This window comes from Devosia sp. MC532 (assembly GCF_016461625.1).
Lineage (GTDB): Bacteria > Pseudomonadota > Alphaproteobacteria > Rhizobiales > Devosiaceae > Devosia.
Genome location: NZ_JAEMNZ010000001.1, coordinates 564,608 through 587,320 on the forward strand (window position 1 = coordinate 564,608; position 22,713 = coordinate 587,320).

At 58.6% G+C, this 22,713-nt stretch carries 12 protein-coding genes; all 12 read left to right on the forward strand.

From position 1 onward, the window contains the following. Positions 1–24 precede the first annotated feature (24 nt). The gene (locus JHC09_RS02645; protein ID WP_199530677.1) at positions 25–1,938 is read left to right on the forward strand and encodes a TonB-dependent receptor; all 1,914 of its coding nucleotides are present in this window, start codon (positions 25–27) and stop codon (positions 1,936–1,938) included. A 382-nt stretch (positions 1,939–2,320) separates the two neighbouring features. Continuing rightward, entirely contained in the window at positions 2,321–8,908 is a 6,588-nt protein-coding gene (locus JHC09_RS02650) for a DUF5801 repeats-in-toxin domain-containing protein (RefSeq protein ID WP_199530678.1), read from the forward strand. Between the two features lie 576 nt (positions 8,909–9,484). Continuing rightward, the gene (locus JHC09_RS02655) at positions 9,485–9,928 is read left to right on the forward strand and encodes a cytochrome c (protein ID WP_199530679.1); all 444 of its coding nucleotides are present in this window, start codon (positions 9,485–9,487) and stop codon (positions 9,926–9,928) included. Positions 9,929–10,052: 124 nt separating this feature from the next. Then, complete coding sequence (locus tag JHC09_RS02660; protein WP_248308838.1) at positions 10,053–11,807, forward strand: PQQ-binding-like beta-propeller repeat protein; 1,755 nt, start codon at positions 10,053–10,055, stop codon at positions 11,805–11,807. Between the two features lie 139 nt (positions 11,808–11,946). Then, positions 11,947–12,795: a transporter substrate-binding domain-containing protein gene (locus JHC09_RS02665; protein ID WP_199530681.1), complete on the forward strand. Its 849-nt coding sequence runs from the start codon at positions 11,947–11,949 to the stop codon at positions 12,793–12,795. Then, positions 12,792–13,361, forward strand: coding sequence for a hypothetical protein (locus JHC09_RS02670; protein ID WP_199530682.1), 570 nt, complete (start codon positions 12,792–12,794; stop codon positions 13,359–13,361). Before JHC09_RS02665 ends, JHC09_RS02670 begins: the two co-directional genes overlap by 4 nt. After that, complete coding sequence (locus JHC09_RS02675; RefSeq protein ID WP_199530683.1) at positions 13,361–14,740, forward strand: hypothetical protein; 1,380 nt, start codon at positions 13,361–13,363, stop codon at positions 14,738–14,740. Before JHC09_RS02670 ends, JHC09_RS02675 begins: the two co-directional genes overlap by 1 nt. 34 nt (positions 14,741–14,774) lie before the next feature. Then, a complete protein-coding gene (locus JHC09_RS02680) occupies positions 14,775–18,932 on the forward strand; it encodes a VWA domain-containing protein (protein ID WP_199530684.1) in 4,158 nt (1,385 codons plus the stop codon). Continuing rightward, a complete protein-coding gene (locus JHC09_RS02685) occupies positions 18,929–19,930 on the forward strand; it encodes a MoxR family ATPase (RefSeq protein ID WP_349236499.1) in 1,002 nt (333 codons plus the stop codon). The genes JHC09_RS02680 and JHC09_RS02685 overlap by 4 nt, the downstream gene beginning before the upstream one ends. Continuing rightward, positions 19,927–20,856, forward strand: a complete 930-nt coding sequence (locus JHC09_RS02690) for a DUF58 domain-containing protein (RefSeq protein ID WP_199530685.1) — start codon at positions 19,927–19,929, stop codon at positions 20,854–20,856. Before JHC09_RS02685 ends, JHC09_RS02690 begins: the two co-directional genes overlap by 4 nt. After that, on the forward strand, positions 20,853–21,848 hold the full coding sequence (locus JHC09_RS02695; protein WP_199530686.1) for an ABC transporter ATP-binding protein: 996 nt from the start codon (positions 20,853–20,855) through the stop codon (positions 21,846–21,848). The genes JHC09_RS02690 and JHC09_RS02695 overlap by 4 nt, the downstream gene beginning before the upstream one ends. Next, positions 21,845–22,711 carry an ABC transporter permease gene (locus JHC09_RS02700; protein WP_248306066.1) on the forward strand — a complete coding sequence of 289 codons (867 nt, stop codon included), beginning with the start codon at positions 21,845–21,847 and terminating at the stop codon, positions 22,709–22,711. Before JHC09_RS02695 ends, JHC09_RS02700 begins: the two co-directional genes overlap by 4 nt. Positions 22,712–22,713: the final 2 nt, after the last annotated feature.

The following is a 22,713-nucleotide window of genomic DNA, read 5'->3' on the forward strand; positions in this document are numbered from 1 at the left end:
GGCGGATCGGCAAGAGGACTTGCCATGGCGACGCTTCGTCAGTTTCCAATCTCCCCACTGTCACGAGCACTGCTGGCCACTGTCGCCAGCGCTTGCATTGTCAGCGCCACCCCCGCGCTTGCTCAGCATGCCGTGCTCGGCACCATCATTATTCAGGCCGACCGCTCGCCCATGCAGCGCGAACAGATGGGCCGCTCTCTCACCGTCATCGACGCCAAGCAGCTCGAAATCAGCAAAGCTCCTTATATCGCCGATGTGCTGCGCCAAGTGCCCGGTCTGGCCGTATCGAGCAGCGGCTCGGTTGGCTCCTTGTCTCAAGTCCGCATTCGCGGCGGTGAAGCCAACCACACGCTCGTCATGATCGACGGCGTCATTGCCAATTCGGCATCCGATGGCGATTTCGACTTTGGCCGCCTGCAAATCGCCGAGGTCGAGCGCATTGAAGTTCTGCGCGGCCCGCAGGGCGCATTCTGGGGCAGCAATGCCATTTCAGGCGTCATCAATATCGTCACCAAACCCGGCATTCGCAGCGGGTTGCGCACCACGCTCGGCACCGAATTTGGCAGTGACGGCACCAAGATGGGCTCGGCCCTGCTGCAATATGGTCAGGACAATTTCACGTGGTCCGGCAGTGTTACCAGCCGCCAGACCGACGGCTTTAACATCTCCAGCATCGGCGATGAAAAAGACGGTGCTCAGCATTTTGATGCCAATTTCAAATTCCGCGCTGACATTTCTCCGTCCGTCACCCTCGACGGCAATCTGCGCTACGCCAATACCCTCGCCGAAGGCGACAATGAGGCTAGCTTTGGCGTATTGAACGACAGCGGCGACACAACCAGAACGAGCGAACTCCTCGGCTCGCTCGGCGGCCGTTGGACGAATGAGGACGCGAGCTGGTTCCAAACCGCGCGCTTCAGCGCAAATCAGGTCGACCAGCTGTTTCAGGGCGGCGCATGGGGCGACTCCGACGCGATAACGCGCCGTTACAAGGGCAGCTATCAGCTCGGCCATCGTTTCTATACGCCGGACCTTCTCAACGCCGAACACACCATCACTGGCGGCTACGACCTGACCCAAGAGACCTACAAGTCTTCCTATGACGCTGACATGTTCACGCGCTCGACCCATGCTTTCGCCGGGGAGTATCGCGGGCGGTTCGCAAACCAATTCTATCTCACCGCTGCGCTGCGCCACGACCTCAATGATCGATTTGAGGATTTTACCAGCTACAGCCTTAGCTCTGCCTGGCAAATCCCCGAGGCTGGAACGCGTCTTCACGCCTCCCTTGGCACGGGCTCTTCTAACCCCTCATTCTACGAGCAGTTCTACGGCGGCAGCAGCACGTTCACACCGAACCCAAATCTGCGCCCTGAACAGAGCTTTGCCTGGGACATCGGCGTTGAGCAGTCCCTCTTCGGTGGCCAAATGATTGTCGATGCGACCTACTTCAATCAAAGACTAGAAAATCTGATCAAAACGGCCAGCTCCGCCGGGATATCGACCGTCATAAATCTTCCCGGTATCAGCACACGCCAAGGGCTGGAACTGACCGGCACGCTCGATTTCCTCAATGGCTTTGTCGCCTCCGCCAGCTACACCTATACGCACGCCCGAACAGCTGATGGTGAAATCGAAGTTCGTCGTCCGGCCCACGTCGGCGTCGTCAACCTGCGATACACGCTCGAAAACACACCCCTAACTTTGCACACCAGTGCAAGCTTTGTCGGCGAAGCCAAAGACAGCGATTGGTCAAACGGCGGACTCGCCACAATCCCCGCCTTCACTGACCTCAGCGCAGGCCTCAACTACAAGGTCAATGAGAACGTCGAAGTCTATGGCCGCGTGACGAACATTCTCAACACGGCCAATCAAACCGTTTACGGGTTCAACTCTCCCGGCCGCACCTTCTACGTCGGCGCTAAGGCCAGCTTCTAATCAATCAAGCTCGGTGACAAGCGATGCGTGTTACCGAGCATCATCTCGAAACGTGTGACGCACCAGCAAACGCCTCTTACTGCGAAATAATAACCGTATAATATCGCCATTTCGGCGATTGCGACGTTACTAGAATCTTCAACATTTCAAGGTAACATCCGTAAATCTCCATCATCTTCGCGAAAATTACCACCAGCAACTTCCAGAATCTCTAGGATACTTATCCTGACTTATACGGAGTTATGCGCCTCTAAATCTTTATCGAAAAACGTGATCACTCCGTACATACGGGAGTATAAAGGCCAGCTCCTTACGGAATTGTCACATCAGTATTTTTACGTAGTTACTTCAGCAGGACGCAATTTTTCTGCCGGAGACTATTATGGCCGCGCGCTTTACAAACGATCACACCCCTTCTCTTGAGCACGTGAGCAACGGCGCGACACGCCTCGACCTCAATGATGTAAAAGTGGTCGCGGAAGCAGCAACTGACACTCCACTTACGGAGGACTTCAGTCCAGCTACTGAGGGCAAACAGGTCGTATTCGAACTCGACAACGCTGAGACGGTTCGACTCCCGGCAGACGCTAATCTTGACCAAGTCCGCGTAAACGGCGCCAACCTCGAGTTTGTTCAACCCGACGGCACGATTTTGGTCGTGGAGAACGGTGCCGTTGATGGCATCCGGATCATCTTGGGCACGGTCGAAATTCCATCGCAGACCGTTGCGCTGCTCTTCGCAGCCAATGACATCGACATCGCAGCTGGCCCGGGTCGCATAACCGCGCAAAGCTCCGGCGGTAATTTTGAGGTTCCGGTCGGTGGCATTGGCGATGCCTTCCCACTCGGTGATCTCTTGCCGCCGACCGCGCTGGCATTCACCCTCCCCGAACTGCGTGAACTCTATCCTAGCGTACTGCGTCGCGGCATCGCGCCCGACAATGACAAGCCAACCATTGAAAGCATTGTCTATGGTGTTGGCGGCCGCGTCGGCATGCTCGATGAAGATGGTCTGCCGCAGGCCGCTGCCGACAGTTCACCTCTCCGCGCCGGCGAAACCGCATCCTCCGGAGCGTCCTCGCAACAGATTAACATCCTTGTTCAGTATGGCAACGACGCCCCTACCGACCTGATGGGCTCCTTTGAACTCCTTGGCTCCGCAAACCTCAACGGTCAGCTGCAAGGTCTTGATGGCCTGCTGCTAACATTCGCAGTGGAAGGCGGCGCCATCGTCGGACGCTCCTCGACTGGCGAGCCCCTCCTCACCATCTCGCTCAGTGGAGCCACGCGCGGCGGAAACGGCGCGGTCACCTATACGCTCGAAGCGCAATTGCTCGGCCCAATTCAGCACGCCACCCAGGGCGAGGATCTCGACATCCTGGCCAATATTGCATTCCGCGTCACCGATGGTTTGGGCGATCAGGCCAGCAGCACGCTGACCTTTGAAATTGCCGACGACATGCCAAGTTTTGACGCTGAGCGCCTTCTCGCGGTCAAGCCGCTGGCTGCCGACGAAACCCATCTCAACACCGAGCACACAGCCAACTTTGCCAGCGCCTTCGAAGACGCCGTAGAGTTCGGCGCTGATGGCAAAGCCTCCCTAAACTACGCACTAAAGCTCTCAGGCCCTAGCTTCGGCTCCGGTCTCTATGCCCTCGACGCTAGCGCGGATAACGGCAAAGGTGCCGAAATTCTCCTGAGCCAGAGCGGCAATGTCATTTCCGGCAAGGTGGGCGACGTCACATATTTCGAAATCACGATCAATCCGGACACGGGTACCGTCACCCTCGTCCAGAAAAACGCCCTTTGGCACGCCGACACAACCAATCCCGATGACACCCAGACTCTGTCTGCCGCCCCAGAAGCGATATCCATCATCGCAACGGCCACAGACCGAGACGGCGACAAAGCCTCCCACAGCCTCGATCTGAGCAAAGACACTTTTGCCTTTAAGGACGATGGTCCGCTTGTTGTTGCTGACACGGACTCCATTGCCAGTGGCAGCTACGCCCCGGCAACCGGCAACGTCCTCACCGACGCTGAAGGCGATGGTGGCAAGGACAATCTCGGCGCTGACGGCGGCACGGTGGTCGGCGTCGTTAAAGGCAGCACTGCCTCCGCTCCCGCTGACAACCCACCGACCCAGTTTGCTATTGACGGCAATCACGGCAAGCTCACGCTGAATGCCGACGGCACCTACACCTACGACCGTAACGCAGGCTCCAAGGGCGGCGTGAGCGACGTCTTCACCTATACCGTCAAGGACGGTGACGGCGATCTCGCCAGCACTACCCTCACCATCACCATCGGCGATGGCACTCCAACAGTGTCCATTCCGCAGGCTGGCGGGAAGACGACAACTGTCTATGAAGCCGGGCTGCCAGCGCGTGATGGCGAAACCGAAGGCACGGGCGAAGCCATTGCCACTGGAGCCAACGGCGATCCTCGCGAAGCTGTCTCCGGAACGATCACCTTCACCTCGCCAGACGGGCTGCGCACGATCAGCCTCGGCGGCAAGCCACTCACAACGTCAGACCAGACGTTCAACACCGACGTCGGCGGCGTCCAAGGCACGCTCACCGCGCGCTACGAGTTCAATGCTGCAACCGGTGCGGGTACGATCCACTACACCTACACCCTCACCGACAACACCAGTGGCGACAACACGGCGGCGACCTTCCCTGTCGTGATAACGGACCTAGACGGCGATGCCGCTCCTGCGGGAAATCTCGTCATTAAAGTCGTTGATGACGCGCCGATCCTGGCTGCCGACACGGACAGCATTGCCAATGGCAGCTACGCCCCGGCAACCGGCAACGTTCTCACTGACGCTGAAGGCGATGGTGGCAAGGACAATCTCGGCGCTGACGGCGGCACGGTGGTCGGCGTCGTTAAAGGCAGCACTGCCTCCGCTCCCGCTGACAACCCACCGACCCAGTTTGCTATTGACGGCAATCACGGCAAGCTCACGCTCAATGCCGACGGCACCTACACCTACGACCGTAACGCAGGCACGCCAGGGGGCGTGAGCGACGTCTTCACCTATACCGTCAAGGACGGTGACGGCGATCTCGCCAACACCACCCTCACCATCACCATCGGCGATGGCACTCCAACAGTGTCCATTCCGCAGGCTGGCGAGAAGACGACAACTGTCTATGAAGCTGGTCTGCCAGCGCGTAATGGCGAAACCGAAGGCACGGGCGAAGCCATTGCCGCTGGAGCCAACGGCGATCCTCGCGAAGCTGTCTCCGGAACGATCACCTTCACGTCGCCAGACGGGCTGCGCACGATCAGCCTCGGCGGCAACCCACTCACGACGTCAGATCAGACCTTCAACACCACCGTCGACGGCGTCCAAGGCACACTCACCGCGCGCTACGAGTTCAACGCGTCAACCGGCTCGGGTACAATCCACTACAGCTACACTCTCACTGACAACACCAGTGGCGACAACACAGCGGCCAGTTTCCCGGTTGTGATCACCGATCTTGACGGCGATGCCGCTCCTGCGGGAAATCTCGTCATTAAAGTCGTTGATGACGCGCCGATCCTGGCTGCCGACACGGACAGCATTGCCAATGGCAGCTACGCCCCGGCAACCGGCAACGTCCTCACCGACGCTGAAGGCGATGGTGGCAAGGACAATCTCGGCGCTGACGGCGGCACGGTGGTCGGCGTCGTTAAAGGCAGCACTGCCTCCGCTCCCGCTGACAACCCACCGACCCAGTTTGCTATTGACGGCAATCACGGCAAGCTCACGCTGAATGCCGACGGCACCTACACCTACGACCGCAACGCAGGCTCCGAAGGCGGCGTGAGCGACGTCTTCACCTATACCGTCAAGGACGGTGACGGCGACCTCGCAAGCACGACCCTCACCATCAAGATTGGCGATGCCACTCCGACAATCACCAATTTGGTTCCTTCCCAAGAAACGACCAGCGTCACCGTCTACGAAGAGGCGCTATCTAAAGGGACCAATCCATCGAGCGACGGAGAGGCGGCAACGGGCAGTTTCACCATCAACTCGCCCGATGGCTTCGCTACCCTGACGATCGACGGCAACGCCATCATCACCAATGGTGTCTTTACCTCGACAAGCTTTACGACCCCCATGGGCAACACCATGGCCATCACGGGCTACAATCCCACAACTGGCGTTGTGACCTACAAGTACACGCTGACGAACAACGAGGCACACACGAGCCAAGGCAACGATGCGATAACGGAAACACTCGCTGTACGCCTTGTTGATCAGGACGGAGATGTTGCCACCGGCAACTTCACTGCCAAGATTGTCGACGACATGCCTATAGCCAAAGACGACACCGGCACTCTTGAGATCGTCTATGACAAGCTTGGCGTGGGCGCGATTAATGCCGCATGGAAAATCACTGGCGGCGGTCAAAATCTCGTTTATACGGACCAGGATGGAGACGGGCTCAGTGACCACGTCACCTGGGGCGACAGCAGTGGTCGCTCGGGCTATGGTTTTGTTGATGCCCCAGCGGCAGACCTCCAAAATCTGCTCACAAACCAGACTTTCTATCTGGGCGAGTTCACGCACAGGAACTTGCCTGTCACGTCTGGTACAGCCATCACTCAGGCTCAGCTGACAGTGAATTTCCAAGTCATCATCAATGGGCAGACCGTAAACGTCGGCCCTGTGGTGATAACGTTTACCCACAACGAGACGCCAAACTCTACCGACCCAGAGGCCAGCCGAGACATCATCTCGATTGCGACGTCAACCACGACCATTACCATTGCCGGCCAGAAGTACACCTTGGACGTCACCGGTTTCGTTGATGAGAATAATCAGATCGTCAACACTGTCCGGACCTATGAAGGACAGAGCAATACCTATCAGCTGGCCGTACGTTTGGTCTCATCTGACACCACCAACATTACGGCGAATGGCAATTTGCTCAGCAATGCGGACACTGCGGGCGCGGATGGTGGCCTGGCAGTCGTTGCCCTCATCGGCACCGGCGCGGCTGATACAACGCTCGAGAATGGCGTCTATCAGGTGCAAGGTCTATACGGCACGCTGACCGTCAATCGTGCGGGTGAATACAAATACACCCTCACCAAGGATGCGAGCGAAGTTCCGACAGGAGCCAAGGAGGTCTTTATCTATCGCATCACCGATGGTGACGGGGACACCGATGAAGCCACATTCACGCTCGACATCTCTAAGGTTGATAGCAACGGTCAGATCATCACTGCCGGTCAAACGATCAACGGCACGGCAGGGCCTGAAACGCTCACCGGTACCGTCGGCAATGACATCATCGATGGCAAAGCTGGTAGCGACACGACCAATGCTGGCGACGGCAACGACATCATAATTGCCGATAGTAACGACACCCTCATCGATGGTGGTTCAGGCATCGACACATTGCGCGTGTCGGGCACATTCCGGACCGCCAGCAATGCACAACTTGTCAACTTTGAACGGGTCGAACTCGCCGCGCCGACATCAGGCAACCGCACAATCGCGGATCTAACCAACCAAACTGAAAGCCTCCGCATCACCGGCTCCAGTGGCAACGACAAGATCCTTGGCGGCTCTGGCAATGATGTGATCATTGGCGGATCGGGCAATGACATCCTTGCTGGTGGAGCCGGTAACGATATCGTCACCGGCGGCACGGGAGCCGATCAGTTCCGGCTGTCGTCCAATTCAGGCACTGATGTCCTGCGAGACTTCAATCGCTTCCAAAGCGACAAGATTGGCTTCTTGGATACAGGCACCAGTGCAAGTGGCAGTGTCAACTTTGCCAACACGACGGGCACATCTGCCGGGGCAGTGCTTAACCGCAATGACTTCGTCGCCAGATCGTCGATGAGCAATATCGACAACTCCGACGATCAAAGGGTCATCGTCATATCGACCGCCCAGTCTGAGGCCACGATTAAAACCGGCAGCGTAACGAGCGCAAACAACAGCTATGTCATTGTCTACAATAGCACCTCGGAGCACGGCGAGATTTGGTTCGCAACAAACTGGAGCGTCCCCTCAACCCGTACGCTGATTGCGACGCTCGAAAACGTAATTTCGGCTGCCGAAGTATCCGCCCTCACTGCATCAAACTTCGTCGTCTACTCCGATGCAAACGACCCCATTATTCTCGATCTCGATGGCAATGGTGTTGGCTTTAGCAGCCTTTCCCATGGTGTCGTCTTCGACCTCAATGGTGACGGGGCCAAAGACAAACTTGCCTGGAGCAACACCAGTGATGGCATTCTAGTTTATGACGGCAACGAAAACGGTATTGCCGACGATGGTACAGAGCTGTTCACACCTTGGTTCCAAGGCGGAAGTTTCGTCAGCGGGGCAGACGCTCTCGCCTCCCTCGATAGCAATGGCGATGGCATAATTTCGCCTGAAGATGAGGCCTTCTCCAAGCTACGCATCTGGCAAGACGATAATGGCGACGGGTTTACGGACGCCGGCGAGTTGAAGACGCTGGTTGAGCACGGCATCACCAGTATCGATGCGTCGACAAGCTCGACGGGCCAAGAGATCGATGGCCAAACCGTCGTTGGCACAGGAACGTTCACGCGCGACGACGGCACCACAGGCACCTATGTCGAAGTGGAACTCGATACCGAGTTTGGCGATGGCGACGCGGATGACTACACCCAGGCTGAAGATGATCTCGCTTCCAGCCTAGCCGCGACACAGGCGTGGACCGATGGTGAGAAAGCCGCCGAAGCACGCTCAGATATGGATGCGTCCGCGAGCCTAGACGAGTACATGGCAGACGACACTCTCGACATCACAGAGCTCCTCGATCGAGCCACTGGCCAGACTGAAGCCTCAAGCAGCGCTGATAACAATGGCACGATCATTGAGGTCAACAGTGCCGATTTGGACAAGCTCATAGATACTGGTCCAACCGTGACAGTGGTGATTGAAGGTCAGGAGTATGACGTCAACCTTCACAACCAGACGATCTAAGCAAAACTCATGATCAACGCGGCCCACTTCGGTGGGCCGTTTTTTTTCGCCGTGGCGGTCGCTGTCAGCTGAGTTTGGTTCCACCCTGCGACAGAAAAACGTCGCAAATTGAATAGACTACTGTGGAAAACTTTTTGCCTGATATCTCTATTTGACCCTGCATCAAATGACCACATCCGCATGGTTGCGGCATTTTCACGGCATCCGCATGCGCAAATTGTGACCACGGCGCTTATAGGCAAAGCTAAAGTCGATCATTGACTTAAGTTATAAGTGCGACGTAATGGCATACAAGTACACAGCGACAAAACACCTCGCCACGCGTACGCCAAGTCTTTCTGCACGGATCGGAGTGACGCCGAACTGAACATTTTGTCTCGCCAGTAATACATCACGAAAAGTGCTGCACCACTTCACCTCCACATCCTTCGGACATGGAGAACGAAGTTTCTTTGCCTAACGGGCAGAGATCGGTCTACGGCGCAACTTTCGGTTAGCCGCTATGCACTTTGGAGAGGGCACGACTACCGGTTTGCGCTTTGGCAATTCCCTTTGAATATCAAGAAGGTCCTCCTCATGACCAGAACCAAAATTGTCGCAGTCGCAGGCCTAATCGCGGCACTCTCAACCTCTGCCGCACTGGCGGACACCGTTTACACCGTTGGCCCGAAGAACATCTTCGAAGGCGTCTACACCGCCGACCAGGCTTTACGCGGTCGTCAGCTCTATGTTGACAATTGCGCAGCATGCCACGGCCCAACCGCTGGTGGTGGTTCCGCTGCACCAGGCCTGATTGGCAGTGTTCTCGATCTGAAGGCCGGCATGATGCTGTCCGACCTCGTCGACTACATGATCATGGCGATGCCGCCAGAAGCCCCCGGCAAGCTGCGCACAGCTGAGTACGTCGATATTACAGCCTATCTGCTCGAACTCCATGGCGCGGAAGCTGGCGAAACCGAACTGCCACGCAAGATCAAGGACCTCGCTGAGTTCGAAATCGTCGAGACGTCTGCCGAGTAAGTCCTCGCGTCCGGCCTAACAGAACAGCTGCTCACAAGATTACCACACATAACCACGACTGGCGCCCCACGGCGCCAGCGACCGGTTAAGTGCACCCCAGTGTCTTCAAAAGAGGATGAATTCTATGAAGATCAATCGCCTGCTTATGCTCACGGTCGCGTCGATGGCTCTCGCCAGCGCACCGGCTTTTGCTGACAAGCTTGCAGACCTGAAGCCTGTCACTGATGCGGACCTGCAGAATGTTGCTCCAGGCAACTGGATGGCATACGGCCGCGACGTTTATAACTTCGGCTACAGCCCGCTCGACCAGGTCAACGCTGAAAACGTCAGCGGCCTTCAGCAGGTTTGGGCTCGTGGTATCGACGTGGGTAACACCCAGACCGCTCCACTGGTTTATGACGGCGTGATGTTCCTCGCCGCAACCAACGAAGTGCTCCAGGCGCTCGATGCTGTCACCGGCGACCTCCTCTGGGAATACCGTCACCGCATTGAAGCTGAGCCACAGGATCTGAGCACTGTTGCTCGTGACCGTAAGCGCGGCATCGCGATCTACGGCGAAAACGTCTATTACGCGACTTGGGATAACCACCTCGTAGCGGTCAACATGAAGACCGGCCAGGTTGCGTTCGACATCGACCGTGGCCAGGGCGATGAAGGCATCTCCAACTCGTCCGGTCCAATCATCGCCAATGGCGTGATCGTTCTGGGCTCCACCTGCCAGTACTCGGGCTTTGGTTGCTACGTAACCGGCCACGATGCGAACACCGGTGAAGAACTGTGGCGCAACTACTTCATTCCTAAGCCAGGTGAAGAAGGCGACGACACTTGGGGTGGCGCTCCATACGAATCCCGTTGGATGACTGGCGCTTGGGGTCAGATGACCTACAACCCAGAACTCGATCTGGTGTTCTACGGCTCGACCGGTACCGGTCCTGCTTCCGAAGTACAGCGCGGCACCGTTGGCGGCACCCAGTACGGCACAAACACCCGCTTTGCGGTTAAGCCATCGACTGGTGAAATCGTATGGCGTCACCAGACCCTGCCCCGCGATAACTGGGACCAGGAATGCACCTTCGAAATGGTTGTGGACACGCTCAACGTGAACCCAAGCCCAACCATGGAAGGTCTTGAGGCAATCAACCCGAACGCAGCAACGGGCGAACGCACCGTTCTGACCGGCGTTCCATGTAAGACTGGTCTGGTTTGGCAGTTCGACGCAGCTACCGGCGAGTTCATCTACGCTCGTGACACCGTTGAAGAAAACCTGATCGACAACATCGACGAAAACGGTCTCGTGACCGTCAACGAAGACGTTGTGTTCAAGGAAGACGGCGTTGTTGATATGTGCCCAACCTTCTTGGGCGGCCGCGACGTTCCACGTACGGCCTACAACCCTGAAACCAAGATCATGTTTGTGCCGCTCACCAATGCGTGTGCGACTGTGACTGCAAATGCTGACGCACCTGTACCAGCTAAGGCCTACAACGTTGCGCTGAACTGGCGCCTGCCAGAAGGTCAGGTCAACGGTGGTCGTATCGACGCGATCAACATGGAAACCGGTGAAACCGTATGGCGCTACGAACAGGAAGCCGTAAACTACGCTTCCCTGCTCAGCACCGCTGGCGATCTGGTCTTCTCGGGCGGCGCTGACCGTTACCTGAAGGCTATCAGCCAGACCACTGGTGAACTGATCTGGCAGACCCGTCTGGCCGCTTCGGCCATGGGCACTCCGATCTCCTATGAAGTCGATGGCAATCAGTACATTGCAGTCGTAACCGGTAACGCCGCTTACGGCAGCACGCTGAACTCCAGCCTCGGCATCAAGGTTGACATGAATAGCTCGGGTTCGGCTGTTCACGTCTTCGCTCTCCCGAACTAATACATTCGGACAAGCGGTTGGCGCGGGTTTCCCGCGCCAACCCATTATTTTTGGCGGTGCCTGCTGGTCACCTCATCACAAAGTCTCCTCACAAGTGAACGTTTTAAATATCAGATTTCGCAGGCTGATTGCGCGATCCATGAGGGGGACGTTTCGCGCAGCTACTGCACTAATTTGCGTTGGGTTTCTGGCGACCACGCCCTCCGTCGCGCAGATCGACGTGGAGAACCGCGGCCTTTATGAAGAGCGCCCACGCAGAGAAGGCAATCGCATCGCCTTTTGCATCCGCCCTGTCGGACCACTTGCCAGATTTGAAACGGAAGTAGCTGAGAAAATCGGCCAGATGCTTCTGACACAGGTTCGCACGTTCACGCCAAACCTGCGGGGCTTTCCAGTCCGCCCAACGGCCTACGATTATATCCTGGGCATGACTGACGAGCAGATGTTCATAATGATGGCGGAGCAGTGCGACGTCGTGATGGGTATGCACCTCACCTCTTTCGTGCCGGAATGGTTGCGCATTAGCCGACCGTATTTAACCTCTGAGATTATTGCCGTTTCGCGCGATCCCGGTGTCCGAACGCTCGATGATCTCGATGCCACCAAAAGTATCGGCACTCAGAGCAATGCCGCTGGCGACGCCGCGCTGGTAAGCCATTTCAAAACACTGCCCGCCGACAAAGTTCCCCAGCGCGTCACATTCCGCACCAATGAGGCTCTGGTTACTGCACTTGCCGAAGGATCAATCGACGCCGCCCTCATCTGGGAAGGCGCGGCTCTCGCGGGCATGGACGAGCACCAACAACAGTTTCATCGCCTTGACCAACTCCCGTTCCCCATAACCGAGGTCATGGTTGGCGGGGCGGTGCGCACACCAGATACATTCCTGGGCGCGTTGATTGATGAGGCGATTGCCGCGCTGGAAGCAAACGGCACGCTACGGGCCTTGGCGGAGCGCCATAATCTGGTGTGGAGGGACGAGAAGTGATCCCTCTGATTTCCGAACTCTATCCATCGCGCATGGCACTAGACGCCAGCGCCGGACTGGTCGTCATCGTGCTGCACGGCTACTTCCTCGCACTGGCAGCTAAGCTGCTCGGCGATAACGGCCCAACCTATGACGGTCGGCTCACTCTGGACCCTACCCCACACGTTGACGTTTTTTCCCTGCTTGGGATGGTCTTGGCGAATGTCGCGTGGGTCAAGCCGATGGATATTCGTCCCGGCGATATTGGCCGTGGCTTTTGGGGCATTGGTATTGCTGTCGCTTCAGCGCTGCTCGCGACCTTCATGCTGGGGCGCGTAGTTGCTGCCTCCCGGCCGATTATCCTGGCGCTCACCCCACCCGATTTGTTGCAAGGGACCCAGGCCTGGTTCGCCACGTTCGTCCTGCTCTCTGACCGCGTCGCCTTGATCAATCTGCTACCCATTTTCGCATTAACCGGCGCCCATTTGCTCCGGCCATATCTGCCGGGCTTCATCACCGCTCATGCGCGCTGGAGTTCGCCCCTTACCCTCGCCTTTGTCTGCGCACTCGAAATTTGGGTTTGGTGATGGCTGACGCTCGAGACAGGCTTCTTGAGGCGAGCGCTGCTCGGCTGCGCCAACGCACGATATTGCTTGGGGCGGCCGGTGCCGCTACGGGCGCAACGAGCGCCGCATTTTTTGACGCGTCTTGGCAGTTCGTAGGCTTTGCTAACGTCAACGTCATTCAATCCTCCCTGCCTTTTGCAGCACCCATTGCGGCCTCTGCCTTTGCAGCTTTTGCCATCGCACTTTGGGGAGATTGGCGCGCGCTCATCAGCCGAACGCATTTGGCGTTGGCCGTAGACAAAAAGGCCAACCTTAACCTCGCCTACGCGACCGCCGTAGACGTAAAGGGCGAACACGCCACTCGTCCACTCGCCCAAAACCTCCTTGCCAGCGCCGATGCCGCGGCGGCGGCATTTGACGTCGCGAGTGCTTGGCCACTCCTGACCCGCCCGATCATCTCATTTGTTGCGGCTACCTTTGTTATCGGCAGTTTAACGAGCGCTCTTTACCTGGGCCCACTCAACGCCCAACCAAGCACACACATCGTCTCGCCGACTGAGATCGAAGACCTACGAAAATCAGCACAGGACCTCTCCGACCGCCTTCGCCAAGAGGCTGTATTACGCGATGAGCCAGTGCTTGAGGCCATTGCACGCGCAATCCGCGAGCGCATCGTGCAAGCCGAGCCCGACGCCACTCAAGACCAACTCCAGGAAGCGCTTGCTGCTCTACTCGATCAAGCGTCTACAGCATTCGGCGACAGGCCCCCAAGCTGGCTGAACGCGGACAGGTTCACGAACGATCAAGCGCAAGGCTCCAACGCTGACGCTGCAATCGCTAATCGCGCGGACGCTTCGCTCCGCGATGGCATCGACATGTACGCAATGGACCTCGACGCCGTGGAGCAAATTCGTCGAGATTGGGAGGCTCTGGACATCCTAGATGCCGCCAACGTCGCCAGCAACGAGATGGATAATCCGGGCGGTGAGATCACGCCGGGGACTGCTGAAGCACCGCCGAGTGCCGCTATGTCGATGCAAAAGCTTGAACCCAAGCAATTGCAGATCGCGGCTCGTGAAGCGGTCGGCGCATCGGCGGATTCTGGCAAGGGACCTGCCGATCAAGCCGGTGGTGGCAGCAGCGATCTTTTGGGCGAAAGCTTTGCCCTTGGCGCCAACGGAGCCGAAGATTTCTCCCTGCCCCAGTCGACACAGGAAACAGGCCGTCGCATTCGCATCAGCCTGCCCCCTTCTGAGTCAGAACAAGGACTTGCAGGTGCCGGTTCAGGTGAAGCCGGAGCGACAGTCAGCGCCCATGCGCCTGTCCCGGTCACCCGGTCAACCATCAGCGCCAGCCACCGATCTACCTTGTCGCGTTATTTCGAGAAGGTGTCGGAATGAACTCTCTCCCTAGACTATCCGGGACCATTACGTCGTGACCCCAGGCATTCTCGCTCCCGCGATGCTCCTCCTTCTCGCGCTTGGCGCACTGATCATATGGCTGCACAGCACCCAGCCTGTGCGTCGCATCGTGCCCAGCATGCAAATTTGGCTCTCCCTGCCAGACATGGCGGGCGTGTCCAAGCGTCGCCGCCGCCTGCCCAAGCCTTCGGCCCTGCTGTTCTTGCAACTGGCAGCCTTGGCCGCACTCGTCCTGGCGCTCGCGCAGCCTTTCCTCGGCGCGCGTCCGGCTGACCATTTAGTGGTCGTTCTCGATGGCTCCGCCGAGATGAATGTCTCGACCGATGGCGTGCGCACATTCGACAAGGCCCGTGCCGCGCTAGAGTCGAGCTTACGTACGCGCAACGGCGCAGCGCCTCAGCGTGTCTCCATCATTCTATCGGGTCCCGCGCCACAATTGCTGGCAGCACGCCATCCTTATGAGCCCGAAATGGCAGCGCCCCTCGTCGCTGCCACCTTGCCAAGCGACGGTCCCGCAAACACCGCGCAAGTCTTGGACCTCATTCGCCAAACCCTCCTCCCCAATGAGACGGTGGAAGGCCTCTATATCGGTGCGCACCTGCCCCAGGCGCTTCGTTCGGACGAAGCCTTGCCAAGCTTCGCGGACACGCCAATCACGCTTCCAGCCCTCGCGCCGCGTCTTGATCTGCGTCTATCGCCCACAGCAGACGGCAAGTGGCGCATTCAGGGCAGCGCGACCGCGGCCGCCACCGTAGAAGAAGCGCGCCTCGAAATTGGGTTCACCAGCCTCGTTGACATTGGCGAACATCAGCCCCTTCCGTGGACCAGTTTCCGTCTCAAGTTTGTCGATGGCGTTTCGTCAATCGACGAAACCATCACGCTCAAAGATCTGGGTCTGATCACCGTCAGCGTCTCAGCCGAAGATACACAACCTTGGGCTGGCTCGACCCATTACACGCTAACCACGAGCTCAGTGCCGCAGCGTGTTCTCTACGTTGCCGAGCCGACCAGCGCCGATCAGCCGCTCATTCGCGCATTGCTGGCGCAAGACAATGTTGAGGTTTTCAAGACCTCAGAACTGCCGTCGGACCTAAGCGAGTTTGCTCTCGTCGTGGTCGATAATCTCACACTTCCAAATGCGCCCGCCGCACACACAATCTGGCTTGGCTCGGCCGGAATTGCTGAAACCAGCGACGCCACTGCCGCAGCGCATGACGCTGATTACTGGCACCCGGTACACCCCCTCACCCATGGGTTGGATTGGCATATTCCCGACTATGCTCAGGTGTCCACGCGTTCGCTCCCGGCTGGTGCCGAAGTCTTGGTTGCCGGCAATACCCTTCCGCTCCTTGCAACAATCGAGCGCGAAACCTATCGCGATCTCTTCGTCCGTTTTGACCCGCGCACAGTTGACTGGAAGGGCTCAGATGTTCTGCCACTCCTTTCGGGCCAGATCACCGATTGGCTTGGCCTCTCCGGCCTTCCGCTGCTCAACTGTCAGGTCGGTTTGCCGTGTGGCGCACAGCCTGGGTCGTACACCTCCGTAACGGGCGCGGAGCCGTTCTCGGTCTCAGCCGCCGCGTTCATCCCAAGCAACGCAGGCGTCTTCACGTCCGGAACTGGCCAGTTCATTGCCATCAACGGCGCTCCGAGCCGCGCACCAGCGGTTTCAGCTGAAAATGTTGAGCCAGATTCTGGGTCGGCTCCCTTGGCATTGTTGCCGTGGTTGATCCTACTCGCCTTGGCGCTCATGGCTGCCGATGCGGCCCTCCGCTATCGCAGAAGTGGCCGACGCGCGCTGACCGCTCTCATACCCATGGCTTTGCTGAGTGCTGCAGTGATCGGCCTCGCTTTGCCCTTGCCATTCGTGCGCAGTGTTGCTGTGACCATCGCTCCTCAGGGCGCGGCGTCAGTGCCGGGCACCACGACAATTACTGCCGGGCCAGTTCCGCGCTTAGCGTCATCAGATACCTCCGCACAGCCCGCCACGCGCGTAACCCATTTGGGCCCTGCTCTCGCCCTCGCTGAAGCGCTCGTTCCGCCCCATCAACACGCAGCGATCACCATCAGCGCACCGATCCGCACCGAGATGTCGGCAAGCAACAGCTTCGCCTTATCCGGCCGGACCGCCATCACCCACACTGATGCCTCAGTGCCAGAAGCACAGCAGCCTGAACTCGTAGCGCTCGCCGTCCCCGCCGACGCCAAGCCCGGCGATCGCATTGTGCTAACGGCTCTCGTCAGCACTCCCGTGGAACTCCCCGCGGAAGTTTCCTTCCATGCCAACGGCACCCAGCTTGCCGCAGAAAACATCGCCCTCTTGCCGGGCATGAACCGGATTGAGACTGAACTCCCTCCGCTGGCATTGGGCGAAACTCTGTTTACGGTCAACGTCTCCACCGAGCGCGGCTTCGCCAGCAAAATGTCGGCGATCACCACGGCCCGTGCCGGTCGCCCTATTCTTCTCCTCGCGCCTGCCCTCTCGCACGGCGAGGCCTTTGCCGAAATGGCGCTGCCCGGCCACACGGAAGCGGACGTCGCCGTACTCGACCCAGCTTCCGCACCGGACTATCTGCGCGGCTGGCTGAACTATGACGCCGTGGTTCTGGTCAACATGCCTGCGCGCGCGATCACCTCCCGCGAGGCTGGTCTGGTTGAAACAGCAGTCTCCGAACACGGCCTCGGCCTAATCGCCCTTGGCGGCAACAAGGCCTTTGGACCCGGCGGCTATTACGCCACGCCATTTGAGAACCTCTCCCCTCTTTCGGCCCGCGTACCCCGCGAAGCGCCAGAGGTAACAATGGTCTTCGTCCTTGACCGTTCGGGCAGCATGAACCAGACCGTTGGTAGCGGCACGCGTCTTGAACTCGCCCGGCAGGCAACAGCTGGCGCGATTGAGTTGCTCAATCCAGCCAGCCAGGTCGGCATTGTGGTCTTCGACACAGAAGCCCGTGTCATTCTCCCGCTCACTGCTGCAAGCGAAAGCGATGCTATTCGCGCGGCCCTCGCCGAGGTCGATACCGGCGGCGGCACTGCCATCGTGCCCGGTCTCGAAGCTGGCTGGGGTCTGCTTCAAAATTCCGAAGCGCAAGCGCGCCACATGATTGTCATGTCCGATGGTCTCAGCCTGCCCGGCGATTTCGCTGGCATCGCTGGCCAAATGCGAGACCAAGGCATTACCGTGTCGGCCGTCGCTGTCGGCACCGAAGCCGATACCCGTGCCGTCATCGAAATCGCGCAAGCGGGTGGCGGTTCGGTCCACGCCTCGGACGATTTCGCAAGTTTACCCTCCATCCTCTCGCAAGAGGCTATGCTGCTGTCCTCGCCCGTACGTGAGGGCGTAGAACAGCCGCGCGTTAAACAGCTCAGCGCCGATCTGATGCGCGGCTTGTCCGCGACCCCACCGAGTATTTCTGGCTTGGTGCTCACCACCGAAAAGCCGGAGGCACTCGTCAGCATGACCTCGACCAATGCCGAGGGCGAAGAAGCGCCCCTCATGGCGAGCTGGCGTTATGGCAATGGTTCCGTTCTCGCTTTTGCAAGTGATGCCACCGGCGAATGGACACGGAACTGGCGAAATGACGCCACGATAGGCCCCTTCTGGGCCCATGTTTTGCGCCAGATACGCCCAATAGTGCCGGCCAGCGGCCCATTTTTGGCCATTCGAGGCCAAGGCGAAACCATCGCGCTCACACTCAACGTTCTGGACGATGACGGCGCGCCACGATTTGGTCTCGCCCCTATCGCCGAAGTGACCTTCGCCGATGGAGCGGTCCAACACATCGCTTTGCAAGAAAGTGCTCCCGGCACCTACACGGCCAATGTTCTCACCGAGAAAACCGGCCGCGTTCACGCCCGCGTCGCTATCGCCCCGCCGAAGCGTTTCGGCGCGGCCGCACGCGATACCTCTGATTTAATTGCAGAATCTGCTACCTTCATCAATCGAGCTTATTGGGCAGAGCCGATTTCAGACGTCGCTCCACGCTTTGTTGGCGGCATCGAAAAAGCCCCCGAAGGCATGGCCCTGCGCCTCGTCCCCGGCCTCACCACGCCTTGGACTGCCCTGGCGCTCCTCGCCTTCCTCATCACCCTATTCTTCTACATGCGTCCCCCGCGCCCACGCGCCAAGGCCGGTATGCAAGCCCCCACCAATCAAGGACTGGCATCGTGACCGCTCACGCCCCAATTGCTTCAGATATTGAAACGCTCCGCACTGCCCTCAGCGCTGCACGCAGCGAGATTGCCAAGGCCGTGCGCGGTCAGGACGAGACCATTTTGCTGACCCTGATCGGCATTATTTCAGGCGGCCACGTTCTCCTTGAAGGTCCTCCGGGAACCGGAAAAACTCTTCTCGTTCAAAGCCTTCACGCTGCAACCGGGCTCGATTTCGCGCGCATTCAGTTCACACCTGACCTTATGCCCGCCGACATCACTGGCGGCATGACACTGGTGGAAGACGAGACCGGCCGCCCCCGCGTCGACTACCAGAAGGGCCCGATTTTCACCCAGCTCCTCTTGGCCGACGAAATCAACCGCGCCACCCCACGCACCCAGTCCGCCCTCTTGGAAGCGATGCAGGACGGGGCCATTTCCCACAATGGCCGCACCGAACAGCTGCCGCAACCATTCACGGTTCTCGCGACCCAAAATCCGATTGAAATGGAAGGGACTTACACCCTCCCCGAGGCGCAGGTTGACCGCTTCATGCTGCGCATCGAAGTCAAATACCCGACCCCAGAAAGTCTCGCTGAAATCCTCATTGCCACCACCGGCACCGAGAAGCCAAAGCTGCAATCTGTTCTAACGCCAGAGCAAATTCTTGTCCTGCGCGCGCTGGTCCGAGACATGCCAGTTCATTCCTCCATCCCGCTGGCCGTCGCCAAACTCGCGACAGCAACCCAGCCGGGCAGCCCCGATAGCGATGCCGAAGCCAATCGCATTCTGCGCTATGGCATCAGCCCACGTGGGGCCCAGTCAATGCTCCTCGGGGCCAAGGCCCACGCCTTCCTCGCCGGTCGCAACCACGTTGCCGTGGAGGACCTCCGTGCTGTCATGGGCCCGACCCTGCTCCATCGCCTCCACGCTCGCTTTGAAGCCAAGGCAGATCCGCTGGCCGTGACCAAGCTGCTCAACCGCCTCTTTGACAAACATCTCGGTTCGATTTCATGAGCTTAGAGGCAAATCAAGCGCAGGCGGCACTCACGCCTGCATTGATGGATCAGCTTTCAGCAATGCACATCGTAGCGGGCTCTTCACGGGCCACGCGCGGTGTTGGCGAGCGTCAATCAAAAACGAGCGGCGCGGGCATGGAGTTTGCCGAATACCGCGCCTATCGCGCTGGTGATGATCTGCGCCATGTTGATCCGCGCAGCCTAGCCCTTGGCGCGCCGCTGACCCGTAGCTATGTGCAACGTCGTCAGCTCCTTGTTACCATTGTTCTCGACCTAACCCCTTCTATGGTCAGCGTTCCTGCGAAGGCTCGCCTTGCCTCAGCCCTGGCATCAGCCCTCGGTTTTGTCGCGCTGGTCGGTCAAGATCGCGTTCAAATACTCGTGCTAGAGGGCGACAACGCCATCCGTCGCTCCCCTGTTTGGCAGGGTCGCAGCCGTGCACCAGAGCTGTTCGCATTCGCGCAAACAGACCTAAGGCCAGTCCACGACCGTGAAGTCGGCGAACCCAGGCCCGCACTGTCTAGCCTTGCCCAAAGCATTGAATCTCTTCGTGCAACGGCCGATGCAGGCACGGTCTGCATTGTGCTTTCAGATTTCTGGGAGCCCGGTGCGGCGCAGAGCTTGGGCAGTTTGGCAGCCACTCCAGCGAGTATAGCCGCCCTTCAAATACTTAGCGCTGTCGAGCGTGATCCCGGTGCCTATGGCGAAGGCGTTCACCGCTTTGTCGACGCTGAAACAGGGCAAGAGCGCGACATCACCATCGACGAAACAATGCTTAGCCAATACAGGCAAGCCCTTGATACATTACAGCTATCGCTCCGCACCGCGGTCAACCCACGCAATATTTTCCTCACTCTGCATGCCGAGGACAGTCTCAGCACACTGTGTTTTGAGACCTTGCCTCAAGCAGGAGTCATCGCATGACCCAATATCCGTCAGCGCCCGTCAGTGACAACGCCGCCATTGTTGTGGACGGCATCTCCCAGCGCTATGGCCGCACCCTGGCTTTGGACAATGTCAGCCTCACCGTTCCTAACGGTAGCCTCTTTGCCCTGATCGGCCCCAATGGCGCAGGCAAGTCGACCCTTATCGATATTGTCTCAACCATTCGCAAGCCAGTCGCCGGGCGTGCTGTCGTCGCGGGGATCGACGTTGCGCGCCAGCCGCGCGACGTACGTCGCCGGATTGGCGTTATATTTCAGAACTCTACGCTGGACACACGACTGTCGGTTTTCGACAACCTCGACTTTCACGCGCGCGTTCACGCCATGGGGCGTTCCGAACGCAATCGCCGCATTGATGAAATGCTCGAACTCGTCCGCTTGGAAGAATGGCGCAAAGCGCCCGTTCGCGCCCTTTCCGCGGGTATGAAGCGCCGCCTCGAGATCGCCCGCGGCCTGCTCCACGACCCAGAAATTCTCTTTATGGATGAACCCACTGTTGGTCTCGACCCTCAGTCCCGCGCCAATATCTGGCAGCACCTCACGGACCTGCGCGAGCAGACCGGACTGACGGTTGTCGTCACCACGCACTACATCGACGAAGTGGCAGAAGCCGACGACGTCTGTGTTATCGACCGTGGCAAAATCCTCGTTGAGGGCACGCCGGCAGATCTAAAAGCCAAGCATGGCACGACGCTCTTGCGGCTGCAGCCGGAAGGTAGCGCTGGCCGCCAAGCCATTGTTTCTGCTCATCCCGACGCCATGACAATGCCGGACGGCCAGATGCTCGTACGCTTCGCCTCTCTACCTGAGGCTGAGGCGGCGCTTGCAGCCCTGCGTGGCAAAGTTGCGCTGGCTACCCTTGAACCGCCAAGCCTCGAAAGTGTCTTCCTCAGCCTCACCGGCCGCGCTTTGCGCGAAGAAGCACCGAACTCTGGACGCGGCAAGCCCGCTGGCAAAGGAGCTCGCAAATGAGCCAGAAAACCCCAACTCCGCGCGCGCGCCGTCAGTACAACCCATCGGCCCTGCGCAATATGTGGGACATCGCATGCGGTGTGCAGGTCATTTGGTGGCGCGAAGTGAAGCGCTCACTCACCGATCGGGGACAGCTGATCGGTGGCGTCTCTCGGCCGCTCCTCTGGGTGCTTATTCTCGGCGTTGGCCTCAACCCGTTCTTCCGGGGCGAAGTCATGGGCGACGTTAAGTTCATCGTCCCCTTCACCTATTTGCAGTACATCTTTCCCGGCGTGATCGTCCTCAACATCCTCTACACCTCCATCCAATCGGCGGTTTCGTTAATCTGGGATCGTGAGTTTGGCTTCCTGCGTGAAGTTCTCGTCTCGCCGCTGCCGCGCAATTTCATCCTTTTGGGCAAAGTCTTAGGCGGAGCCACCACAGCTGTGGTTCACGGCATGCTGGTTTTGGCCGTAGCGCGCTTTGCCAATATCCACATCAGCTTGGAGGACTTCATTGCCGCCTTGGGACTGATGTTCGTCATCTCCTTTGGCATGACATCGCTTGGCATCGTCATTGCCAACCATGTGAAAGGGTTTGAGGGCTTTGGCGTGTTTTCAAACGCGCTCGTGCTCCCGCTCTACTTCACCTCGTCCTCGGTGTTTCCGCTTGATCCGGCTCTTACTCGTGCTCAGACGTTGGTCGTCTATCCGCGCTGGCTCGTGGCGCTGGTTGAAGCCAATCCGATTACGTATGCCGTCGATAGCTTACGCGGCATCCTCATCGGCTTTCACTCCTTCCCCCTTATGCTGGGCTGGCAGGTCGCGGGTGGCATGGCTATCGTTCTCTTTCTCGTCGCCATGTACGAATTCCGCAAGGTATAGGC

Bases quoted from the DNA above. Each gene is read 5' to 3' on its own strand.
- JHC09_RS02650 (WP_199530678.1), top strand. From the start codon at position 2,321: ATGGCCGCGCGCTTTACAAACGATCACACCCCTTCTCTTGAGCACGTG.
- JHC09_RS02660 (WP_248308838.1), top strand. From the start codon at position 10,053: ATGAAGATCAATCGCCTGCTTATGCTCACGGTCGCGTCGATGGCTCTC.
- JHC09_RS02665 (WP_199530681.1), top strand. From the start codon at position 11,947: ATGAGGGGGACGTTTCGCGCAGCTACTGCACTAATTTGCGTTGGGTTT.
- JHC09_RS02645 (WP_199530677.1), top strand. From the start codon at position 25: ATGGCGACGCTTCGTCAGTTTCCAATCTCCCCACTGTCACGAGCACTG.
- JHC09_RS02675 (WP_199530683.1), top strand. From the start codon at position 13,361: ATGGCTGACGCTCGAGACAGGCTTCTTGAGGCGAGCGCTGCTCGGCTG.
- JHC09_RS02655 (WP_199530679.1), top strand. From the start codon at position 9,485: ATGACCAGAACCAAAATTGTCGCAGTCGCAGGCCTAATCGCGGCACTC.
- JHC09_RS02690 (WP_199530685.1), top strand. From the start codon at position 19,927: ATGAGCTTAGAGGCAAATCAAGCGCAGGCGGCACTCACGCCTGCATTG.
- JHC09_RS02700 (WP_248306066.1), top strand. From the start codon at position 21,845: ATGAGCCAGAAAACCCCAACTCCGCGCGCGCGCCGTCAGTACAACCCA.
- JHC09_RS02695 (WP_199530686.1), top strand. From the start codon at position 20,853: ATGACCCAATATCCGTCAGCGCCCGTCAGTGACAACGCCGCCATTGTT.